This window comes from Catenulispora subtropica (genome assembly GCF_039531675.1).
Lineage (GTDB): Bacteria > Actinomycetota > Actinomycetes > Streptomycetales > Catenulisporaceae > Catenulispora > Catenulispora subtropica.
This window is the reverse complement of record NZ_BAAAQM010000088.1, coordinates 11,568-30,975: the sequence shown is the minus strand read 5'-3', so window position 1 is coordinate 30,975 and position 19,408 is coordinate 11,568. Positions and strand designations below refer to the sequence as shown.

At 71.5% G+C, this 19,408-nt stretch carries 16 protein-coding genes and 1 pseudogene; 13 read left to right on the top strand and 4 right to left on the bottom strand.

Annotation, left to right across the window (positions count from 1 at the left end):
• From ABD466_RS42200 to ABD466_RS42190, 3 genes and pseudogenes are all read right to left on the bottom strand, one after another.
• Positions 1-307: pseudogene (locus ABD466_RS42200) on the bottom strand (hypothetical protein); the annotation flags it as partial.
• 243 nt (positions 308-550) lie between these two features.
• Positions 551-1,909 carry a M16 family metallopeptidase gene (locus ABD466_RS42195; protein ID WP_344662940.1) on the bottom strand — a complete coding sequence of 453 codons (1,359 nt, stop codon included), beginning with the start codon at positions 1,907-1,909 and terminating at the stop codon, positions 551-553.
• Positions 1,906-3,270, bottom strand: a complete 1,365-nt coding sequence (locus ABD466_RS42190; RefSeq protein WP_344662939.1) for a M16 family metallopeptidase — start codon at positions 3,268-3,270, stop codon at positions 1,906-1,908. The genes ABD466_RS42195 and ABD466_RS42190 overlap by 4 nt, the downstream gene beginning before the upstream one ends.
• Positions 3,271-3,372: 102 nt before the next feature.
• Between ABD466_RS42190 and ABD466_RS42185 the strand changes: the two genes are divergently transcribed.
• Positions 3,373-3,879 (top strand): MarR family winged helix-turn-helix transcriptional regulator, encoded by a 507-nt coding sequence (locus ABD466_RS42185; RefSeq protein WP_344662938.1) that lies wholly within the window; start codon positions 3,373-3,375, stop codon positions 3,877-3,879.
• A gap of 81 nt (positions 3,880-3,960) precedes the next feature.
• A complete protein-coding gene (gene icmA, locus ABD466_RS42180; RefSeq protein WP_344662937.1) occupies positions 3,961-5,652 on the top strand; it encodes a coenzyme B12-dependent isobutyryl-CoA mutase large subunit in 1,692 nt (563 codons plus the stop codon).
• A 113-nt stretch (positions 5,653-5,765) separates the two neighbouring features.
• On the opposite strand, the gene ABD466_RS42175 is transcribed toward icmA, so the two are convergent.
• Positions 5,766-6,383 (bottom strand): TetR/AcrR family transcriptional regulator, encoded by a 618-nt coding sequence (locus tag ABD466_RS42175; RefSeq protein WP_344662936.1) that lies wholly within the window; start codon positions 6,381-6,383, stop codon positions 5,766-5,768.
• 227 nt (positions 6,384-6,610) lie between these two features.
• On the opposite strand from ABD466_RS42175, the gene ABD466_RS42170 reads away from it, so the two are divergent.
• The 11 genes from ABD466_RS42170 to ABD466_RS42120 all read left to right on the top strand — a co-directional run bounded on the left by ABD466_RS42170 (position 6,611) and on the right by ABD466_RS42120 (position 19,298).
• On the top strand, positions 6,611-7,615 hold the full coding sequence (locus ABD466_RS42170; protein WP_344662935.1) for a tetratricopeptide repeat protein: 1,005 nt from the start codon (positions 6,611-6,613) through the stop codon (positions 7,613-7,615).
• A 490-nt stretch (positions 7,616-8,105) separates the two neighbouring features.
• Positions 8,106-8,762 carry a DUF6230 family protein gene (locus tag ABD466_RS42165; RefSeq protein ID WP_344662934.1) on the top strand — a complete coding sequence of 219 codons (657 nt, stop codon included), beginning with the start codon at positions 8,106-8,108 and terminating at the stop codon, positions 8,760-8,762.
• Positions 8,763-8,868: 106 nt separating this feature from the next.
• Positions 8,869-9,627, top strand: a complete 759-nt coding sequence (locus ABD466_RS42160; RefSeq protein WP_344662941.1) for a DUF6114 domain-containing protein — start codon at positions 8,869-8,871, stop codon at positions 9,625-9,627.
• Positions 9,628-9,631: 4 nt separating this feature from the next.
• On the top strand, positions 9,632-11,215 hold the full coding sequence (locus tag ABD466_RS42155) for a hypothetical protein (RefSeq protein WP_344662933.1): 1,584 nt from the start codon (positions 9,632-9,634) through the stop codon (positions 11,213-11,215).
• A gap of 124 nt (positions 11,216-11,339) precedes the next feature.
• A complete protein-coding gene (locus tag ABD466_RS42150; protein ID WP_344662932.1) occupies positions 11,340-12,113 on the top strand; it encodes an enoyl-CoA hydratase/isomerase family protein in 774 nt (257 codons plus the stop codon).
• Positions 12,114-12,226: 113 nt separating this feature from the next.
• On the top strand, positions 12,227-13,132 hold the full coding sequence (locus ABD466_RS42145; protein WP_344662931.1) for a heavy metal-binding domain-containing protein: 906 nt from the start codon (positions 12,227-12,229) through the stop codon (positions 13,130-13,132).
• Between the two features lie 24 nt (positions 13,133-13,156).
• Positions 13,157-13,990 carry a heavy metal-binding domain-containing protein gene (locus ABD466_RS42140; RefSeq protein WP_344662930.1) on the top strand — a complete coding sequence of 278 codons (834 nt, stop codon included), beginning with the start codon at positions 13,157-13,159 and terminating at the stop codon, positions 13,988-13,990.
• A 15-nt stretch (positions 13,991-14,005) separates the two neighbouring features.
• Positions 14,006-14,440, top strand: coding sequence for a hypothetical protein (locus tag ABD466_RS42135; RefSeq protein WP_344662929.1), 435 nt, complete (start codon positions 14,006-14,008; stop codon positions 14,438-14,440).
• 853 nt (positions 14,441-15,293) lie between these two features.
• Positions 15,294-16,412 carry an ABC transporter permease gene (locus tag ABD466_RS42130; RefSeq protein WP_344662928.1) on the top strand — a complete coding sequence of 373 codons (1,119 nt, stop codon included), beginning with the start codon at positions 15,294-15,296 and terminating at the stop codon, positions 16,410-16,412.
• 44 nt (positions 16,413-16,456) lie between these two features.
• Entirely contained in the window at positions 16,457-18,220 is a 1,764-nt protein-coding gene (locus ABD466_RS42125; RefSeq protein WP_344662927.1) for an ABC transporter substrate-binding protein, read from the top strand.
• A gap of 79 nt (positions 18,221-18,299) precedes the next feature.
• Entirely contained in the window at positions 18,300-19,298 is a 999-nt protein-coding gene (locus ABD466_RS42120; RefSeq protein ID WP_344662926.1) for an ABC transporter permease, read from the top strand.
• Positions 19,299-19,408 lie beyond the last annotated feature (110 nt).

The following is a 19,408-nucleotide window of genomic DNA, read 5'->3' as shown; positions in this document are numbered from 1 at the left end:
AGACGAGGTAGACCTTCGACTTCGCGCCGGACATGACGCCGATGCCGTCGATCCCCCCGCCGTAGGCCAGAGTGTTCACCGACGCCGCGTCCGGGTGCGCGGCGGCCCAGGCCTTCGCCTTCTGGTTCTGGAAGACGTTGGGCACGGCGCCGTGCCGGTAGGGGTGGTTGTAGGTGGGCAGGTAGGGGTTGGCGCTGCCCGAGGAGGAGGACGGCGAGCTCGCCGCCACTCCGGTGGCCGCGGCGGCGAACAGCGTGATCGCCGCTGTCCCCAGGCCTACGACCGCTCGCAAGGGAACCCGATGCACGTGGTTTTCCTCTCCGAACCGGTTCTCGGTCCATTCATCGGAGGTGGGGTGTCAGGACACGTACCGACCGGGGAAATTAGGAGCATTCGCGGGTGGCGTCAACGCGCTTCGCGGGTAAATATTCGGCAAAGTGCCGACAAGGGGAGCACAAGGGTACTCAGTGGGGGACAGCGAAAAGCGGGCCCTCCGGTCGGAGACGACCGGAGGGCCCGCAGGGTGTTTCAGAACTCAGATACGCACGGGCTACGCCTGTCCCTCGGCGTCCACCCGGACCTCGCCGATGCCGGCGTCCTTCAGGCCGGGCAGGATCTTCTCGGCGTCGCCCTCGATCACCACGACCGCCCGGTCGGGGGACAGGCGCCGGGTCGCGGCCGCGTCGACGTCGTCCTTCGTCAGCTTCGTGTACTCGGTGTACTTGCGGGTGAAGTAGTCGTCCGGGAGGCCGAACTCGACGATCTGCGCCAGCGCGCCGCCGACCGAGCCGGGGGTCTGCAGGGCGATCGGCAGGGAGCCGGTGCGGTACGCCTTGGTGGAGGCGAGTTCGTCGTCGGTGACGCCCTCGGCCTTGATCCGGGCGATCTCGGCCAGGGCGTCGACCGCGGCCTCGGCGGTGACCTCGGTGTGGACCGAGGCGGTGGCGGAGAAGATGCCGCTGTCGCGGCCCAGTTCGAAGCCGCCGCGGGCGCCGTAGGTGTAGCCCTTCACCTCGCGCAGCTGGTGGTTCAGGCGGGAGTTGAAGGTGCCGCCGAGGATGGTGGCCATGGCCTCGATGGCGGTGTAGTCCTCGGTGTCGCGGCGCGGCCCGTGGTGGGCGATCGCCAGGACCGACTGGACGCTGCCGGGGCGGTCCACCACCACGATCTCGCGGGTGGTGAGCTCGCGCGCGGCGGTGGGGGCGGCGGGCTCGACGTCCGGGGCCGGCCGGCCCAGGACGATCTCGCCGAGGGCGGCGATGTCCACGCCGGCCAGGTCGCCGGACAGCAGGAGCGTGCCGCCGGCCGAGAGGTGGGCGTCGTGGTAGGCGCGGACGTCGTCCAGTGTCAGGGCGCTGACGGAGGCGACGGTGCCGGTGTCCTGGATGCTGTAGCGGCTCTCGGGCAGGAACAGACCGCGCATCAGGGCTTCGTTGGCGCGGGTGCCGGGCATCGCCCAGGCGGTCGTCAGCTTGGCCACCCGGTCGGTGCGGACGCGGTCGAAGTCGGCCTCGGCCAGGCGCGGGCGGCGGAGCGCCTCGGCGACCAGGGCCACCGCGGCGGCGATGCGGTCCACCGGTGCCTGGACGCCGACCCGGAGGACGTCGGCGTCCACCGAGCCGGACCAGGAGGCGCCGAGGGACTCCAGGGCCAGGGCGAACTCGTCGCCGCTCTTGAGCTCGGTGCCCTCGCGCAAGAGGTCGGTGGTGATCTTGCCGACGCCCTCCTTGCCCGCGGGCTCGCGGACGACGCCGGCCTCCAGCAGGACGCCGGCGTAGGCCATGCGCTGGCCGGGCAGGTGCGCCGCCACCACTTCGCCGCCGGGCAGCTTCGTGCGCGTGACGGCGGGGAAGACGTAGGGGCGCGGCGGACCCCCGGCCGGCCGCTCGGCGATCAGGGTGTTGCTCATGCTGCGTCCTCCTCGGCGGCGTCCTGCGGGGCGGGCTTCACGTACTCGATCACGACCCGGTTGTCCGCGGGGAGGATCAGGGAAGCCACCCGCTGCACGTCCTCGGCGGTGACCGCCTCGAGGCGGGCCAGGTAGTCCTGGACCACCTTCGGGTCGCCCTCCAGGGTGGCGTACTGGCCGAGCATGTCGGCGCGGCCGCCCAGTTCGCCGACCGCGCGGAGCCAGTCGCTGGTGAGGATGGCCTTGGCGCGGCCGAGTTCGGCCTCCGACACCGGCGCGGAGCCGTCGGCGAGGGCGTCGAGGACCGCCAGGAACTCGGATTCCACGTCGGCGGCCTCGACGCCGTCGCGGGGGCTGAACAGGCCGATGAACACCGAGGCGCCGTAGGCCAGGCCCCAGGTCGAGGTGTAGGCCTCCTCGCGCTGGGCGAGGTTCTTCTCGGTGATCAGCTTGCGGTACAAGCGGGAGCCGCGGCCGCGGCCCAGGACCGCGGCGAGGACCTCGACCGCGGCGAAGCTCTCGTCGCGGGAGTCGGGGGCGCGGAACATGAAGAACGTCATCGGGCGGGGGACCGACTCGTCCGGCTCCACGCGGCGCCTGGTCTCGCCGATCTTCAGGCTCGGCAGGGCGCCGTCGGGCGCCGGCGGGATCGCGCCGTGCGGCCGGATGCCCCCGAAGTACTTCTCGGCCAGGCGCACCACCTCGGCCGGGTCGACGTCGCCGGCCACGGTGAGGACCGCGTTGTTCGGCGAGTAGTAGACGGCGTTGAAGTCCTGGAAGTCCTCCAGGGCCGCGGCCTGCAGCTCCTCCATCGAGCCGATGGTGGTGTGGTGGTACGGGTGGCCCTCGGGGAAGGTGAGCTCGAACGCGTACTCCACCCAGCGGCCGTACGGCGGGTTGTCGTAGCGCTGGCGGCGCTCGTTCTTCACGACCTCGCGCTGGTTGTCCAGGGTCTCCTGGGTCAGGGCCAGCGAGCCCATGCGGTCGGCCTCCAGCCACAGCGCCAGCTCCAGCTGGGCCGAGGGCATGACCTGGAAGTAGTTGGTGCGGTCCGGGTTGGTGGTGGCGTTGATCGCGGCCCCGCCGGCCGCGGTCACCCACTCGAAGTGCTCGCCCTTGGCCACATGCGCGGAGCCCTCGAACATCAGGTGCTCGAAGAGGTGCGCGAAGCCGTGCTTGCCGGCCGGCTCGTGCCGGGAGCCGACGTCGTACCAGAGGTTCACGGCCGCGATCGGGGTCGTGGGATCGGGGCTGACCACGACGCGCAGACCGTTGTCGAGCACTGCTTCGTGGATCGGCCAGGGGAAAGACGCGGCGGCTTCTGCCCGCGGCGTGCCTGGTTCGCTCTTGACCTCTGTCACGTTTGCCAGTCAACGCGATCGGGTTGGGGTTCGTCCACTCAACGCGCACACCGTCCGCTGTAGGGGAACACCCCGCACGCGGGGACCGGCTAACGTAACCGGGTGCCCAAGGACCACAGCCTCAACTTCGACCCGATCGAGCGTGCCTTCCAGTCGTGGAAGGAGCACTGGGGAGAGTCCACCTCGATGCTCGCGATCACCTCGGTCATGCGGGCGCAGCAGCTGCTGCTGGCGCGGGTGGACGCGATCGTGAAGCCGTACGGGCTCACCTTCGCCCGCTACGAGGCGCTGGTGCTGCTCACCTTCAGCCGGGCCGGCGCGCTGCCGCTGTCGAAGATCGGACAGCGGCTGCAGGTGCACCCGACCTCCGTGACCAACATCATCGACCGCCTGGAGAAGTCCGGGCTGGTCGCCCGGCGGCCCAACCCGGACGACGGCCGCGGCATCCTGGCCGAGATCACCGCCAAGGGGCGCGAGGTCGTGGAGGAGGCGACGCGGGACCTGATGGCCGAGGAGTTCGGGATGGGGGCGCTGTCGTCGGAGCAGCACCGCGAGCTGTTCACCGTGCTGCGCGAGCTGCGGGTCGCCGCCGGGGACTTCGAGGCGTAGCCGGCCCGTCGGCACGCGGAGAGGCCGGCCCGGGGAAGGCCCGCTCGCATTTAGTAGGACGTCCTAGTAAAATCTCGCTCCATGGACTCCGAGCAGATCTCCGCGGGCCGCGCGCGCTGGCAGGCGCGGTACGATGCGGCGCGCAAGCGGGACGCCGACTTCACCACGATCTCCGGCGCCGAGGTCGAGCCGGTCTACGGCCCGGCCGAGGGCGCCACCGTGCCCGGCTTCGAGCGCATCGGGTGGCCGGGGGAGTTCCCGTACACCCGCGGCATCCACCCCACCGGGTACCGCGGCAAGCCGTGGACGATCCGCCAGTTCGCCGGGTTCGGCAACGCGCAGCAGACCAACGAGCGCTACCGGATGATCCTGGACGCCGGCGGCGGCGGGCTCTCCGTGGCCTTCGACATGCCGACGCTGATGGGCCACGACTCGGACTCGCCGCGCTCCCTGGGCGAGGTCGGGCACTGCGGCGTCGCGATCGACTCCGCCGCCGACATGGAGGTGCTGTTCGGCGGGATCCCGCTCGGCGACGTCACCACCTCGATGACCATCTCGGGCCCGGCGGTCCCGGTGTTCTGCATGTACCTGGTCGCCGCCGAGCGGCAGGGCGTGGACATCAGCCGCCTCAACGGCACGCTGCAGACCGACATCTTCAAGGAGTACATCGCGCAGAAGGAGTGGCTCTTCGACCCCGAGCCGCACCTGCGCCTGATCGGCGACCTGATGGAGTTCTGCGCCGCCGAGGTCCCCGCCTACAAGCCGCTGTCGGTGTCCGGCTACCACATCCGCGAGGCCGGTGCGACGGCCGCGCAGGAGCTGGCGTTCACCCTGGCCGACGGCTTCGGCTACGTCGAGCTCGGCCTGTCCCGCGGCCTGGACGTGGACGTCTTCGCCCCGGGCCTGTCGTTCTTCTTCGACGCGCACGTGGAGTTCTTCGAGGAGATCGCCAAGTTCCGCGCCGCCCGCCGGATCTGGGCCCGCTGGATGCGCGACGTGTACGGCGCCAAGACCGAGAAGGCGCAGTGGCTGCGCTTCCACACCCAGACCGCGGGCGTGTCCCTGACCGCGCAGCAGCCGGACAACAACGTGGTCCGCACCGCGATCGAGGCCCTGGCCGGCATCCTGGGCGGCACCAACTCGCTGCACACCAACGCCCTGGACGAGGTGCTGGCCCTGCCGAGCGCGAAGTCCGCGGAGATCGCCCTGCGCACCCAGCAGGTGATCCTGGAGGAGACCGGCGTCGCGAACGTCGCCGACCCCCTGGGCGGCTCCTGGTACGTCGAGGCCCTCACCGACCGGATCGAGGCCGAGGCCGAGGCCATCTTCCAGCGGATCAAGGACCTGGCCCCGAACGGCGCCGACCACCCCGTCGGCCCGATGACCGCCGGCCTGCTCCGCGGCATCGAGGACGGCTGGTTCACCTCCGAGATCGCCGAGAGCTCCTTCGCCTACCAGCGCGCGGTGGAGAAGGGCGACAAGCGCGTCGTCGGCGTCAACGCGCATCTGGACACGATCGAGGAGCCGCTGGAGATCCTGCGGGTCTCGCACGAGGTGGAGCGTGAGCAGGTGCGCGTGCTCGGCGCGCGTAAGGCCGCGCGGGACGGGGCGGCGGTCGAGGCCGCGCTGGGGAAGATGATCGACGCGGCGCGCTCCGGCGCGAACATGGTGCCCTCGATGCTGGACGCGGTCCGCGCCGAGGCCACGCTCGGCGAGATCTGCGATGCCCTGCGTGCGGAGTGGGGCGTGTACCGGGAGCCGGCGCGGATCTGAGATTCAGCCGGGTTCGGCGTTCGAAGGCTGATCGGCGGGCCCGGGCTGGTGAACCAGCCCGGGCCCGCCGGCGTCATGTTCGAGCTCAGTCCCGGCGACGGCGCGGACCCCGCTCAGATCCCCCCGCTCATCCGCAGCTGCGCCAACCCCGCCAGCAGCACTGACACGAACCGCGTCAGATACGCCTCGTCCACCGGCTCCCCCTTGATCAGGATCCGGTGGACGAGCGTCCCGCAGATCATGTCGAAGATCAGGTCGACGTCGGTCTCCCCCTCGACCTCACCCCGGGCGCAAGCCCGCTCCCAGGCCTCGTACACCAGCCGCCGCTGTGGGTCGATCACCTGGCTGCGGACCTTCGCGCGCAGCGAGGGGTCCCGGTCGGCCTCGGCGGCCAGGGCCAGCAGTGCCGCCTGGGTCTCCGGCAGCTGGAGCAGGTCCACATACTGGCCCACCGCCGCCAGGGCGTCGTGGAGCATCGAGCCGCGGTCGGCGACCTCCAGGCGGGAGAACAGCTCCGCCATCGCGTCCACCACCAGATCGGCCTTGCCCGGCCAGCGGCGGTAGAGGGTGGTCTTCGCCACGCCCGCGCGGGCGGCCACCTCGGCGATGGTCAGGTCCGCCCAGCCGCGTTCGGCCAGCAGTGCGCGGGTCGCCGCCAGGATCGCCGTGTCGGCTCGGGCGCTGCGGGGGCGGCCGCGGGTGCGGGCCGGCGCCGCGGCGGTGCCGTCCACGTGCTCTCCTTCCGGTCGTGGGGTGTCCGGGTGTGAGGGTTCCGGGATGTTCACCTGATCGTCACACCCGGGCGTTCCCTCCCCGGTGCCTTTGCGATACGCTTCGTCGCGTATCTTAATAACGAGTCTTGCTTCCACGAGCGGGACACGCAAGAGCGCCACCCCCTCCAGGTGGGGACCCGGAGGGCGGTTGGCGTGAGGTTAGCCGGAAAGGGGAGGATGGCGCCATGACACAGCGACCGCAGTTCCCCGGGATGGCCTCCGGCGGGGGCCCGGGGCTCCCCGCCTCCGCCCTGCGGGGAGTGGTGGACCTCGGGGCCCTCGCCGCGAAGCCGCAGCCCGCGTCCGCCGCCCCGGCCGGGGCGGGGTCCGGCCCGGTGCCCGGCGACGCCGGTGCGGCCGGCTCCGGCAGCACCGCCTCGCCCCTCGTCTACGACACCACCGACGCCACCTTCGACGCCGACGTCATCGAACGTTCGCTGACCGTCCCGGTGGTCATCGACTTCTGGGCCGAGTGGTGCGGCCCGTGCAAGCAGCTCTCGCCGGTGCTGGAGCGCCTGGCCGCGGAGTACGGCGGCCGGTTCGTGGTGGCCAAGCTGGACGTCGACGCCAATCCGCTGCTGGCCCAGGAGTTCGGCGTCCAGTCCATTCCGATGGTGCTGGCCGTGGTCGGGGGCCGCCTGGTGCCGTTGTTCCAGGGCGCGCAGCCGGAGGCGCAGATCCGCCGGCTGCTCGACGAGCTGCTGCGGCTGGCCGCGGAGAACGGCGTCACCGGCGTGGCCGGCGGCGGGACGCCGGCCGAGGTGCCGGAGCCGCCGATGGACCCGGCGCTGGCCGCGGCCTACGCCGCGCTGGAGGAGAACGACCTCGACGGCGCCGCGCGCGCCTTCCGCGACGTGGTGGCCGCGAACCCGGCCGACACCGAGGCGAAGCTGGCCCTGGCCCAGGTCGAGCTGATGCTCACCACCCGCGATCTGGACGCCGACCAGGTGCGGGCCGCGGCCGAGGCCGGACCGGACGACGTGCGGGCGCAGATCTCGGCCGCCGAGCTGGACCTGGCCATGGGGAACGTGGAGCCGGCGATCGACCGGCTGGTCTCCTTCGTGGCCCGCAGCGCCGGCGCGGACAAGGACGCGGCCCGCGTGAAGCTGTTGAGTTTCTTCGAGCTCCTCGGACCCGACGACCCGCGCACCGCGGCCGGCCGCCAGGCCCTGACCCGGGTGCTCTTCTGAGCCCTCCGGCCCCGCTCCGCCGACGCCCCGCGCCCCTGATCACCAGGGCGCGGGGCGATCTCTTTACTTTTTCTTTGCCAAGTGTCACACGCTGCTGACGGGTCGTCAGAGCTCCGATGAGATGACGGTCACAGCCGAAGGAATCGGGGATTTTGTCCGGATTCTTCAACTACACAGCGTATCCAATAGACCATCAGTTCCCGTCGATCCGACCCTCGGGGACCGGGTTCGGGCGACCGGATCACGGCGAACGTGTTACCGGTCGGTAACGAACCCCTTGTGCGGCGGGCGCGAGTAGAACAGGATCACTTCCGCTCGGTCTGTTCATCCGTCGATCCCTGAAACGATCGCGGCGGCAGGTCCCCACCGGGTCGGCAGAGGTCTCTCGTCGCTGCCGTTGCCGACGGCCGGCCCGCACGGGCCTCCTCGGCCGCATGCCGCGGTCCGGCGCGCGCTGGACCCGTCCCACCCGCTCGTGGAGGAGTAACGCATGAAGGACGCAATGGGCGCCCAGGTGCTGGGCGGTACCAAGTGGAAGCGCTTCGCGCTCGTCATGGTGCCGACCGTCGGCATCGCCGGCGCGATGACCGTGATGATGGCCAACGGTGTCCTGGCCGCCTCGTTCGCGGTCTCGGGCCAGCAGTTCAAGGTCTCGGCGGACAGCCTGGACGGTCAGACGTTCGTCCAGTCCGGCGACGTCATCCCGACCGCCGACGGCCAGGTGCACGCGGTGGCCGTGGCCGGCATCAAGACCGCCAGCATCAAGAACATGTGCCAGTCGGTCAACGTGCCGGTCCCGGTGCTGGGCAACCTGACCATCGTGCTGAAGGCCGGCGCCGCCTCGGACGTCAAGGCGACCGACCTGGTGCTCGACGCCAACCAGGTGGACTCCTCGCAGGCCGACTTCAGCGGTGTGAACATCGGCGCCTCGGCCGCCCAGGTCGACGCCGCCACCAAGATCCCCGGCTGGCAGAAGCACGACGCCCACGGCCAGGCCGCCGCCTACGGTGCGGGCGACTTCGCCCAGGTCGTCGACCACGCGGTGCTGAACAACGTGAAGCAGACCGCGTACTCGACCACCGCCGGGACCATGTCCCTGCCGGGCCTGTCGATCTCGGCGAACCTCAACGGCCAGGAGTGCTTCTAAGCTCTCCCGAGGGCTTGACGCTTCCTGAGACACCCAGGGGCGGGCGCGAGTAGGGCGCGTCCGCCCCGATCCCATCAGCACGACGGCGGGAGAAGTAGTGAGCACCATGGACGCCGAATTCCCGGGGGGCCAGGAGAACGCGATCGTCAGAGGATGGCGTTCCTTCGCCGTCTGGCGTCGCAGCCGGCCGTTCTGGGCCGGCCTGTGGACCCTGCTGGCCGCCCTGGAACTGTGGAGCATCCCGTTCCTGCAGCCGCTGCTGGTCCACCACAAGCTGAACATCAAGATCGCCGGCATCGCCGGCGTGTCCACCATGGCGATCACCCCGGCGCTGATCATGATGGCGGCCGCGATGTGGTTCGCGCCCAGCTACCGGATCTTCGCGGGCGTGTTCACGCTGATCTGCGCGCTGCTGTCCATGGTGGTCTCGAACTTCGGCGGCTTCCTGCTCGGCATGCTGCTCGGCGTCTTCGGCGGCGGCCTGGCCTTCTCCTGGCAGCCCCGGCTGACCGAGGAGCAGATCGCCGCCCAGGCCAGAGCCGAACAGGCCTACCGGGACGCGCTGGCCGGCGACATGCCGCCCTCCGCGCGCGCCCCGCTGGGCCTGCGCGGGACCGGTGCGGACACCGCCGAGCCGGTGGAGACCGGCCCCTACACCGACCCCTACCAGCCGGAGGGCGAGCCGCCGCAGTTCGCCGCCGGGCCCATCAAGGGCGTCGCCGGTTACTCCGGCGTGCGGGGCGAGGTCGCCCCGTCGCTGCCGATGGCCGCCGACCCCACACCCGCCGAAACGGTCCCGGCCGTGCCGCCGCAGGACGCCGTCCCGCCGCTGCCCCGCGCCGAGGACACTCCTCTGGGGGCTTGACGTCTTGAGTGCCAGCAACGGAAACGAGACCAGCACCGAAGCGGAGGCGCCGCTGCGCTCCCGGGCCGGAGGCGTGAACACCCCGCGCGTGGTCGTCCCGACGCCCCTGCTGGCGTCGGAGGCGGTGCGCCTGGTGGAGGCCGCGCGCCAGCGCCGGGCACGCAAGGTCACCGCGTTCGGGTTGCCGGCGGTCGTGCTCGCCGCGTCCGGCGTCGCGGTGATCCCGACCGTGGCCAACGCGGCGCAGGCGTCGTCGACGCCCTCGTCGTCGGCGTGCCCGGCCGGGAGCCGGGTGGAGGCCAACCCCGCCGCGCCGTCCGGGGCCACCACCACCGCCAACGCGCCCGCGGCGAAGCAGGCCACCGCGCCGAGCACCAAGCCGAGCACCAAGCCGACCAGCGCGCCCAGCTCCAAGGGCGGGGCGCCGGCCGCCGCCGCGCCGACGTCCGCGCCGACCTCGGCGCTCACGGCGCCCAAGCCCTCGGCGAGCTCGAAGCCCCCGGCGGCGGCGCCCACCTCCACGGTGACGCCCACCGCGCCGCAGCCGACCGGCACCACGACGCCGAAACCCTCGGCGCCGGCCAGTTCCGCCGCCCCGGCCCAGCCCAGCAGCTCGCCGGTGAGCAGCCCGAGCCCGACCTCGACGGTCACCTGGTGGAACCCGCTGACCTGGCTGGGAACCACCACGGACCAGGTGTTCAACCCGAACGGGACCACGTCCGGCACGGCCAACCAGCTCAGCACCAACGGGTCGCAGGGCGTGGCGCTGGCCGGCAGCACGCCGACCACGCCGAGTTCGAGCCCGTCGAGCACGGACCCGGTCATCGGGGTCACCATCGGCGGTCCGACCACGACCACGACCCCGACCACGACGCCGACCTCGGCCCCGACGTCCGCCCCGACTTCGGCGCCCACCTCGGCTCCCGCCTCGGCTCCGTCGACGCCGCAGCCGACGGGCTCGGTCACCCCGCCGCCGTCCGCCCCGGCGACGCCGACGACCCAGCCGAGCAGCACGCCCTCGGCGACGAGCTCGACGACCCCGCTGGTGATCGACGGCCAGACGGTGCCGCCGCCGGCCCCGACGGTCTGCGTGCAGGCCGCCTCGGCGGACACCCCCTACCGTGAAGTCGAGTGGCACCTGGACGCCTCGAGCCTCACGCTGACCAACCAGAAGTTCCTGGGTTTCCAGGACATCACCACCGGCGACGGCCGGACGGTGACGGTCATGGCGATCCACGCGGACATGATCGACCTGACCGACATGGTGACCTACAACCTGGACGGCAACCAGAAGATCCACGGCAACGGCGGCAAGGGCAAGACGGTCCACCTGACCAACGTCACCCTGCACGTCCTGAAGCAGACCGGGATCATCCACCTGCCGATCCTTCCCATCCCGCTCGGAGAGGTCACGCTGGGGCCGCCCGGACAGTCCGGGGACGACTTCCTCAGCAAGACGGTGATGACGCTGCTGGAGAGCGGTCTGCCCCTGCCGCCGGTCACCTTCACGGACGTCCACGTCGACCAGTACCTGCTGACCTCCGACACGCTGAACGTCCCCGGCTTCAACGTCGGTCCGCAGTCCTGACGACCGCTGGAGTACCCCGAAGGGGAAACACAGATCACGAAGTGCCCGTGCCCGCCCTCCCGGCGGGCCGGGCCTTCTGCTTTGATGAGAACTCCGGTACATCGACGAGAGGTCAGCGCTGATCATGGGCGAGTTCGTACGCGTGGAGACTGAGGGTGCGGTGGGAGTGATCCGCCTGGACCGCCCGAAGATGAACGCGCTCAACGTGCAGGTGCAGCGCGAGCTGCACGAGGCCGCCGACCAGGTCAGTGCCGACGACGCGGTCAAGGCCGTGGTGATCTGGGGAGGCGAGCGGGTCTTCGCCGCGGGCGCCGACATCAAGGAGATGGAGCAGATGTCCTACGCGGACATGGCGCGCCACTCCGTCCGGCTCCAGGACGCGTTCAAGGCGCTGGCGAACATCCCCAAGCCGGTCATCGCCGCGGTCACCGGCTACGCCCTCGGCGGCGGCTGCGAGCTGGCCCTGACCGCCGACTTCCGGGTCGCGGCCGAGGACGCCAAGCTCGGGCAGCCGGAGATCCTGCTCGGCGTGATCCCGGGGGCCGGCGGCACCCAGCGGCTGCCGCGGCTCGTCGGCCCGAGCCGGGCCAAGGACCTGATCTTCTCCGGGCGCCAGGTGGACGCCGCCGAGGCGCTGGCGATCGGGCTGGTGGACCGGGTGGTGCCGGCGGCCGACGTCTACAAGACCGCCGTGGAGTGGGCCGCGAGCTTCGCCGACGGACCGGCGCTGGCGCTGAAGGCCGCCAAGGAGGCCGTGAACCGCGGCCTGGAGGTGGACCTGGACACCGGCCTGGAGATCGAGCGGCTGCAGTTCTCCGGCACCTTCGCGACCGAGGACCGCAGCGAGGGCATGCGTGCCTTCGTGGCCAAGGAGAAGCCGGGCTTCACCGGCCGCTGAGCGCCTTCCCGCGCCGGGCAGCCCGGGTTCCCCGCACCCGGCCGCACGGCACCGTCCGCACCGCCCGTACAGCCCCATCAGGGGCTCCCGACAGGCCAGGGAGGCTTGACGGCATGGAACAGCTCCCGGAGGCGGCCCGGGCCCGGATGGAGGAGATCCGGGCCTCCGGCACCTGGGGCTCCGCGCTCACCACGAACGAGTTCGCCGCCGTGCGCGCCGTCGGCTTCGAGCCGGTCGGCCAGGTGCTGGGCTCGTGCGTGTACCACCTCGGATACTCCGGGGCCTACCAGTGCCCCGGTGCGTGGATGGGCGGGTCGGGCTACACACAGACCACGTCGTCCCGCGGCTACTACGCGGCGTACGGTCCGATGGTGCAGTCGCTGTACGACGCCCGGCGCCGGGCCCTGGAGCGGATGACCGCCGAGTGCGGGCTGCTGGGCGGCGACGGCGTGGTCGGGGTGCGGCTGGCGATCCGGCGCTTCCCGGCCGGCGGCGTCGAGTTCACGGCGATCGGCACCGCGGTGCGCGCCGTCGGCAGCTCGGTGCGGCCTCGGCGGCCGTTCACGTCGCACGTCACCGGGCAGGAGTTCGCCAAGCTGGTGGCGAACGGCTGGATCCCGGTGTCGCTGGTGCTCGGGATCGCCATCGGCACCCGGCACGACGACTGGTGGACCCGGATGGCCGCCCGGCGCTGGGCCGGCAACCAGGAGGTGCAGGGGTACACCGACCTGGTGAACCGCACCCGGCACGAGTCCAGGGTCGAGCTGAAGCGGCACGTGGAGGCGGCGCACGCGGACGGCGTCGTGGTGTCCTCCATCGAGCTGGAGATCCGGGAGCGCGAGTGCCCGGTGACCGACGGGCAGCGCGACCACATCTGCGAGTCGACGGCCGTCGGCACGGCGATCGCGGCGTTCCGGAGCCGGGCCCAACCGCCCCGCGCCGGATCGCTGGCGATCATGTCGTTGGACCCGGAGCGGCGCGCCGCCGCCCGGCGCGAGACCTCCCTGCGGTACCTGTGAGCTGAGGCTGGAGAAGAGACGAAGATGGCTGACAAGATCGCCCACACCGCCGAAGGCGTGCCCGAGGACGCCATGCGGCGCCTGGCCGAGCTGAAGCCGGGCGCGCCCGGCTCGATCTTCACCTCGGACCTGTCGGTGAACGAGTTCCTGCTGGTCAAGGAGGCCGGGTTCCGGCCGCTGGGGCTGGTGCTGGGCTCGTCGATCTACCACGTCGGACTGCAGGTGGCGCGCTGGGGCAAGAGCCAGGAGCTGGACGTGCTGTCCCAGGCCATGTACCACGCCCGGGAGCTGGCGATGACCCGGATGGAGGCCGAGGCGGACGCGCTCGGCGCGGACGGGATCGTGGGTGTGCGGCTGGAGGTGGAGTTCAAGGAGTTCGGCTCGGACGTGGCCGAGTTCATCGCCATCGGCACCGCGGTCAAGGACGACGGCACCGGCCAGCACGGCGACGTCACCTGGCGGAACAACAAGAACCAGCCGTTCACCTCGGATCTGTCCGGACAGGACTTCTGGACCCTGATCCGGGCCGGCTACGCGCCGCTGGGCATGGTGATGGGCTCGTGCGTGTACCACATCGCGCACCAGCGGTTCGGGGCGATGATGGGCAACATCGGGAAGAACGTGGAGCTGGAGCAGTTCACCCAGGCCCTGTACGACGCCCGGGAGCTGGCCATGGCGCGGATGCAGGCCGAGGCCGAGGCGCTGCACGCGGAGGGCATCGTGGGTGTGCAGCTGCGCAACCACAGCCACACCTGGGGCTCGCACACCACCGAGTTCTTCGCCCTGGGCACCGCGGTCCGCCCGCTGCGTCCGGACCACCGCATCGAGCGCCCGACCATGGTGCTGAGCCTGGACTAGGAAGACTCCTTATATATGAGTACTGAGAACTTGCCCGAGCCGGCCCCCGGGGACGACGCGGTCTCCGCCGAGCTGATCGCCGCCTCGCTCCGCGCCGACACCGCGGACCTGGAGGTCTACGCCCGGGTCCTGTCCACCAGCCTGATCGAGACCCTGCCCCCGGGCGCGGTGAAGCTGGAGCGCAAGCGCAGCCTGGCCGACCGCGCCGCCGGCCGCGAGGGCCGCGTGGAGTCGGTGGACGTCTCCCTGGGCGAGCAGCGCATGACGCTCCGCCTGGAGAAGCATGGGCCGGTGGGCGAGATCTGCAAGGAGGTCCGCGGCATCGTGTTGTCCCGCCAGAAGGTCGGCCTGGACGTCTGGATCGAGACGCTCTCGGCGGCCATCGCCGAGACGGCCCGCGACAACGCCCGCGCCCGCGCGATCCTCCAGCGCTTCGTCCTGGGCGACTAGATCACGAATCGGCAAAGGCGCGCCACCCCGACTGGCGCGCCGGCCGCCGCACGCGGCAAAGTAACGGGCGCGTGTGCCCACCGGCCACACCCACCCCCGCCGCCGCCTGGAAGCACGGACCCAGATGACCACGCCGCTCGACGACGGGCCCGACCCGGAAGGCCCCGGACCACGGCGCGCACTGGAGAGCTACCCCGAGTTCTTCACCTACCCCGCCCGCCCGGACGCCGAACCATCTCCGCGCATCCCCGCGGCCCGCGCCGAAGCCCCGGCACCGGGCGACCGCATCCCCGACCGGATGCCCAGCCGCCACCAGGTCGCGCATCCGAACCCGGACGAACCGCGCGGCGAAGCTGTGGAGCCGGGACCGGTTCGGTCACAGTCGCCGGCCGGTTCCGCGCCCGGGGCCGAAGCGTCTGCTCCGCAAGAGATCCGGCCGCCGAGCGCGCCTGCGTCTTCGCAGCCGTGGCCGGCCGGTTCTGCGCCGGTCGCCGAACCCCCTGCGCCGCAACGGGTCCGGCCGCCGAGCGCGCCTGCGTCTTCGCAGCCGTGGCCGGCCGGTTCTGCGCCGGTCGCCGAACCCCCTGCGTCGCAACGGGTCCGGCCGCCGAGCGCGCCAGCGTCTCCGCAGTCGCAGTCGCAGTCGCAGTCGCAGCCGCAGCCGTGGCTGACCGGCTCTGCGCCAGTCGCTGAACCCCTTACGTCGCAACGGGTCCGGCCGCCGAGCTCCGGTCTGGCCGCTTCGGTGTGGCCCGCGTCCGGCCCTCAGCCGCCGCGCGGCGTCACCGAGCCGCAGTCTCGGGCCGCCGGCTCCGGGCAGCAGCGGGTTCGGCCGCCGAGCGCCGGTCCGGTGGTGTCCGGTCTGCCGGTCTCCGGCCACGAGCCGCTTACCAGCCTCAACACCGATGAGGCTCCCACCGCCGCGTCCTCCCCGACCCGGCGCGCGCCCGCTCCCGCCGCGTCCGGCCGCGGGCGTCGCCGGGCCAAGCGCAGCCTCGCCTCCACGCTGTGGCCCTTCCACGCCATGGGCCGCCCGGCCGTCGCGCCTTCCAAGCGCATCCGTTCGCGCTCGACCGCGGCGACGGTGTGGCGCAAGCTCAAAGCGGACCGGGCCGCGGTCTTCGGCGGCTACACCATCGTGGTGCTGATCCTGTTGGCGGTGTGCGCGCCGGTGGTCACCGGGTTGTTCGGGGTGGACCCCGACACGCCGCATCCCCAGCTCACCGACGCCACCTTCGGTCCGCACGGCTCGTTCGGCGGCATGAGCTGGGCGCATCCGCTCGGTGTCGACCAGCGGATGGGGCGGGACGTCCTCGCGCGGCTGCTGACCGGGGCGCGGGTGAGTCTGCTCATCGCGTTCGGGGCGACGCTGCTCAGCGTGGTGCTCGGCGCGGGTCTGGGCGTGGTGTCCGGGTATCTCGGGGGCCGGGTGGACATGGTCGTCATGCGGGTGGCCGACGTGTTCCTCGCGTTTCCGCTGATGCTGTTCGCGCTGGGGCTCACCGGGGCGTTGTCGGACGAGGCGTTCGGGCTCAGCGGGAACGCGCTGCGGATCGCCGTCATGATCTTCGTCATGGGCTTCTTCAACTGGCCCTATCTCGCGCGGATCGTGCGGGCCGAGGTGCTGTCGCTGCGGGAGCGGGAGTTCGTCGACGCCGCGCGGGCGATGGGAGCCCGGACCTGGTGGGTGGTGTGGCGGGAGCTCATGCCCAACCTGATGGCGCCGATCCTGGTCTACGCCACGCTGCTGATCCCGGCGAACATCATCTTCGAGGCCGGATTGTCCGCTTTGGGCATCGGGCTGGATCCACCTGCCGCCTCGTGGGGGCAGATGATGACGGACGCGGTCGCCACGGTTTACACCGACCCGGCGTATCTCGTCGTCCCCGGCATGGCAGTATTCATCACCGTGCTGGCGTTCAACCTGTTCGGCGACGGGCTGCGCGACGCCCTCGACCCCACCGCACAGTGACGCTTCGCGGCACGGCGTTTCGGCGATCTAGTGAGGAACCCGCTGTGATACCCAGACACTCGATACGCGCCCTGGCCGCGGCCGCCGCGATCGCCCTGGCCGCCACGGCCTGCGGCTCCAGCTCCGCCGGCGGCGGGGCCGCCGCCGCCGGCCCCGGCTTCGACCTGGCGAGCAAGCAGGTGCTGAACCCGTCGACCAAGACCGGGGGCACCATCAACCTCGTCTCCTCGCAGTCCTTCGACTCGCTGGACCCCGGGGTCACCTACGCCGCCCAGACCTGGAACCTGTACCGGACCTTCGCCCGGCCGATGATGGCCTACCAGCACACCCCCGGCGGGAACCAGATCGTCGGCGACCTGGCCACCGGCCCCGGCGTGCAGAGCAACGGCGGCAGGACCTGGACCTACACCCTGCGCGACAACGCCACCTTCGAGGACGGCAAGACCATCACCTCGGCCGACGTCCGCTGGGCCATCGAACGGTCCAACTGGTCCACGCTGATCGGCAACGGCCCGACCTACTTCCGGAACATCCTCACGCCTCCAGGCGACCCCAAGTTCAAGGACCTGGACGTCTACAAGGACGGCGACACCGCGTTCGACAAGATCATCGTCACCACGGACCCGAAGAAGATCGTCTTCAACCTGCCGCAGGCCTTCGGTGAGTTCGACTACGTGATGACCCTGCTGCAGACCGCCCCGGTGGAGAAGGACAAGGACACCGGCTCCGGCGACGCCTACGGCAAGCGGCCGATCTCCACCGGCGCCTACAAGATCCAGAGCTACTCGGCGGGCAAGGAGCTCAAGCTCGTCCGGAACGACGCCTACAACGCCCAGTCCGACCCGGACCACATGCACGTCGCCCTGGCCGACACCATCGACGTGCAGCTGGGCGTCGACTCCGCCGAGCGCGACCAGCGCCTGCTGACCGGCCAGGCGGACGCCGACCTGGGCTCGGCGCTGACCGTGGCCAACCACGCCAAGGTGCTGCAGGACCCGGTCCTGAAGTCGCAGACCGACGACGCCGCGGACTCCTCGGGCACCTACGCCTCGATCAACACCCAGCTGATCCCGAACGTCGACTGCCGGCAGGCCATCGAGTTCGCGATCGACAAGAGCACCGTGCTGAACCAGCTCGGCGGCCAGTGGGGCGGCAAGATCGCCACCAACCTGCTGCCGGACAGCATCCCCGGCGCGGTCCAGTTCCCCACCTACGACTACAGCGCGCCCAAGGCGCAGGCCGCCCTGGCCAAGTGCAAGGCCGCCTCGCCGACCCTGTTCGACGGCGACGGCAAGCTGTCCTTCAAGATCGCCGCCCAGGTGAACGCCCCGGACCTGCAGAACGCCGCGACCGCCATCCAGGCCTCGCTGAACACCGTCGGCTTCGACACCGAGGTCAAGCTCTACCCGTTCGGCCAGTACAGCCAGTACTGCGGCAACCAGGACTACGCCAGGGCCCACAAGCTCGGCATGTGCCTGGTCAACTGGGGCCCGGACTGGCTGACCGGCTACGGCATGCTCGACCAGTTGGTCACCAAGAACGGCATCGCCGCCACCGGCAGCCAGAACTACGCCTTCCTGAACGACAGCATCGTCAACGACCTGGAGAAGCACGCTCTGGCCAGCGCCGAGGCCACCACCCAGCAGCAGGACTGGGTGAAGATGGACCACCGGGTGATGGACCTGGCCGCCTACGTCCCGCTGATCCAGCGGCACGTGATGCGCTTCCGCTCGTCCCGGTTGACCAACGTGATGATCGACCAGGCCGGCAGCGGCGGCTACGACCTGTCGGTCCTGGGCCTGAAGTAGTCCGTCCGCCGTCCGCGCGCGGCGCCGGCGCGCGGACGGCGCAAACCACACACGTGAACCGAGGGGAAAGCGCCGCGGCATGACGACCTTCCTTGTGCGCCGGGCCGTCACCACGCTGGTGCTGATGCTCGGCGTGGCCGTGGTGACGTTCCTGGTGTTCTACGTCGTGCCGGCCATCGGCGGCCGCACGATGGACCAGCTCGCCGCGCAGTTCGCCAGCCGCGACCCCTCCCCGGAGCAGCTGGCCCTCATCAAGCACCGGCTGGGCCTGGACCAGTCGGTGCCGGTCCAGTTCTGGGACTATCTCAGAGCCCTGGTGGCCGGCGCCGACCTGCCCCCGGGCTCCGGCGCCTCGCACTGCGCGGCGCCCTGCTTCGGCTACTCCTGGCGGCTGCACGAGTCGGTGCTGACGCTGATCCTGGACCGGCTGCCGGTCACGGTGTCGATCGCGGCCGGCGCCGCCGTGCTCTGGCTGGTCCTGGGCGTGGGGTCCGGCGCGGCGGCCGCCGTCGCCCGCGGCGGCCTGGTGGACCGCGCGATCCGGGTGGCGGCGCTGCTCGGCGTCTGCCTGCCGGTGGTGTTCATCGGCCCGCTGGCCCGCGCCAAGCTGGCCTGGCTGTTCCCGTCGGTGAGCTACTCCTCGTTCCTGGACAACCCGCTGGTCTGGGCCGACCACCTGTTCCTGCCCTGGCTCACGCTGTCCCTGGGCTACTTCGCGCTCTACACGCGGCTCACCCGTTCCGGCATGATCGACGCCTTGTCCGGCCATTTCATCCGCACCGCGCACGCCAAGGGCCTGCCCCGGCGCCGGGTGGTCTGGCAGGCCCTGCGGGTGACGTTCCCGGCGATCGCCACCGTCTTCGCCATGGACCTCGGGCTGCTGCTCGGCGGCGCGGTGCTGGCCGAGAAGATCTACGGCCTGCACGGGATCGGCGACCTGGCGCAGAACGGCGTCGACGGCCAGGACCTGCCGGTGGTCCTCGGCGTCACGCTGTTCTCAGGGCTCTTCATCATCGCGGCCAACTTCGCGGTCGACGCGGCCTATGCTGTGCTGGACCCGCGGATCCGGCTGGACTAGAAGGCCGTCACCGGCGAAACGGCCTCGGAACGGCCACGATACGGTCACGGCCGGCCTCGCGCGGCTACCTTAGGCCCGCGGTCGCATCCCGCCTAAGGTCCCTCGTGTCA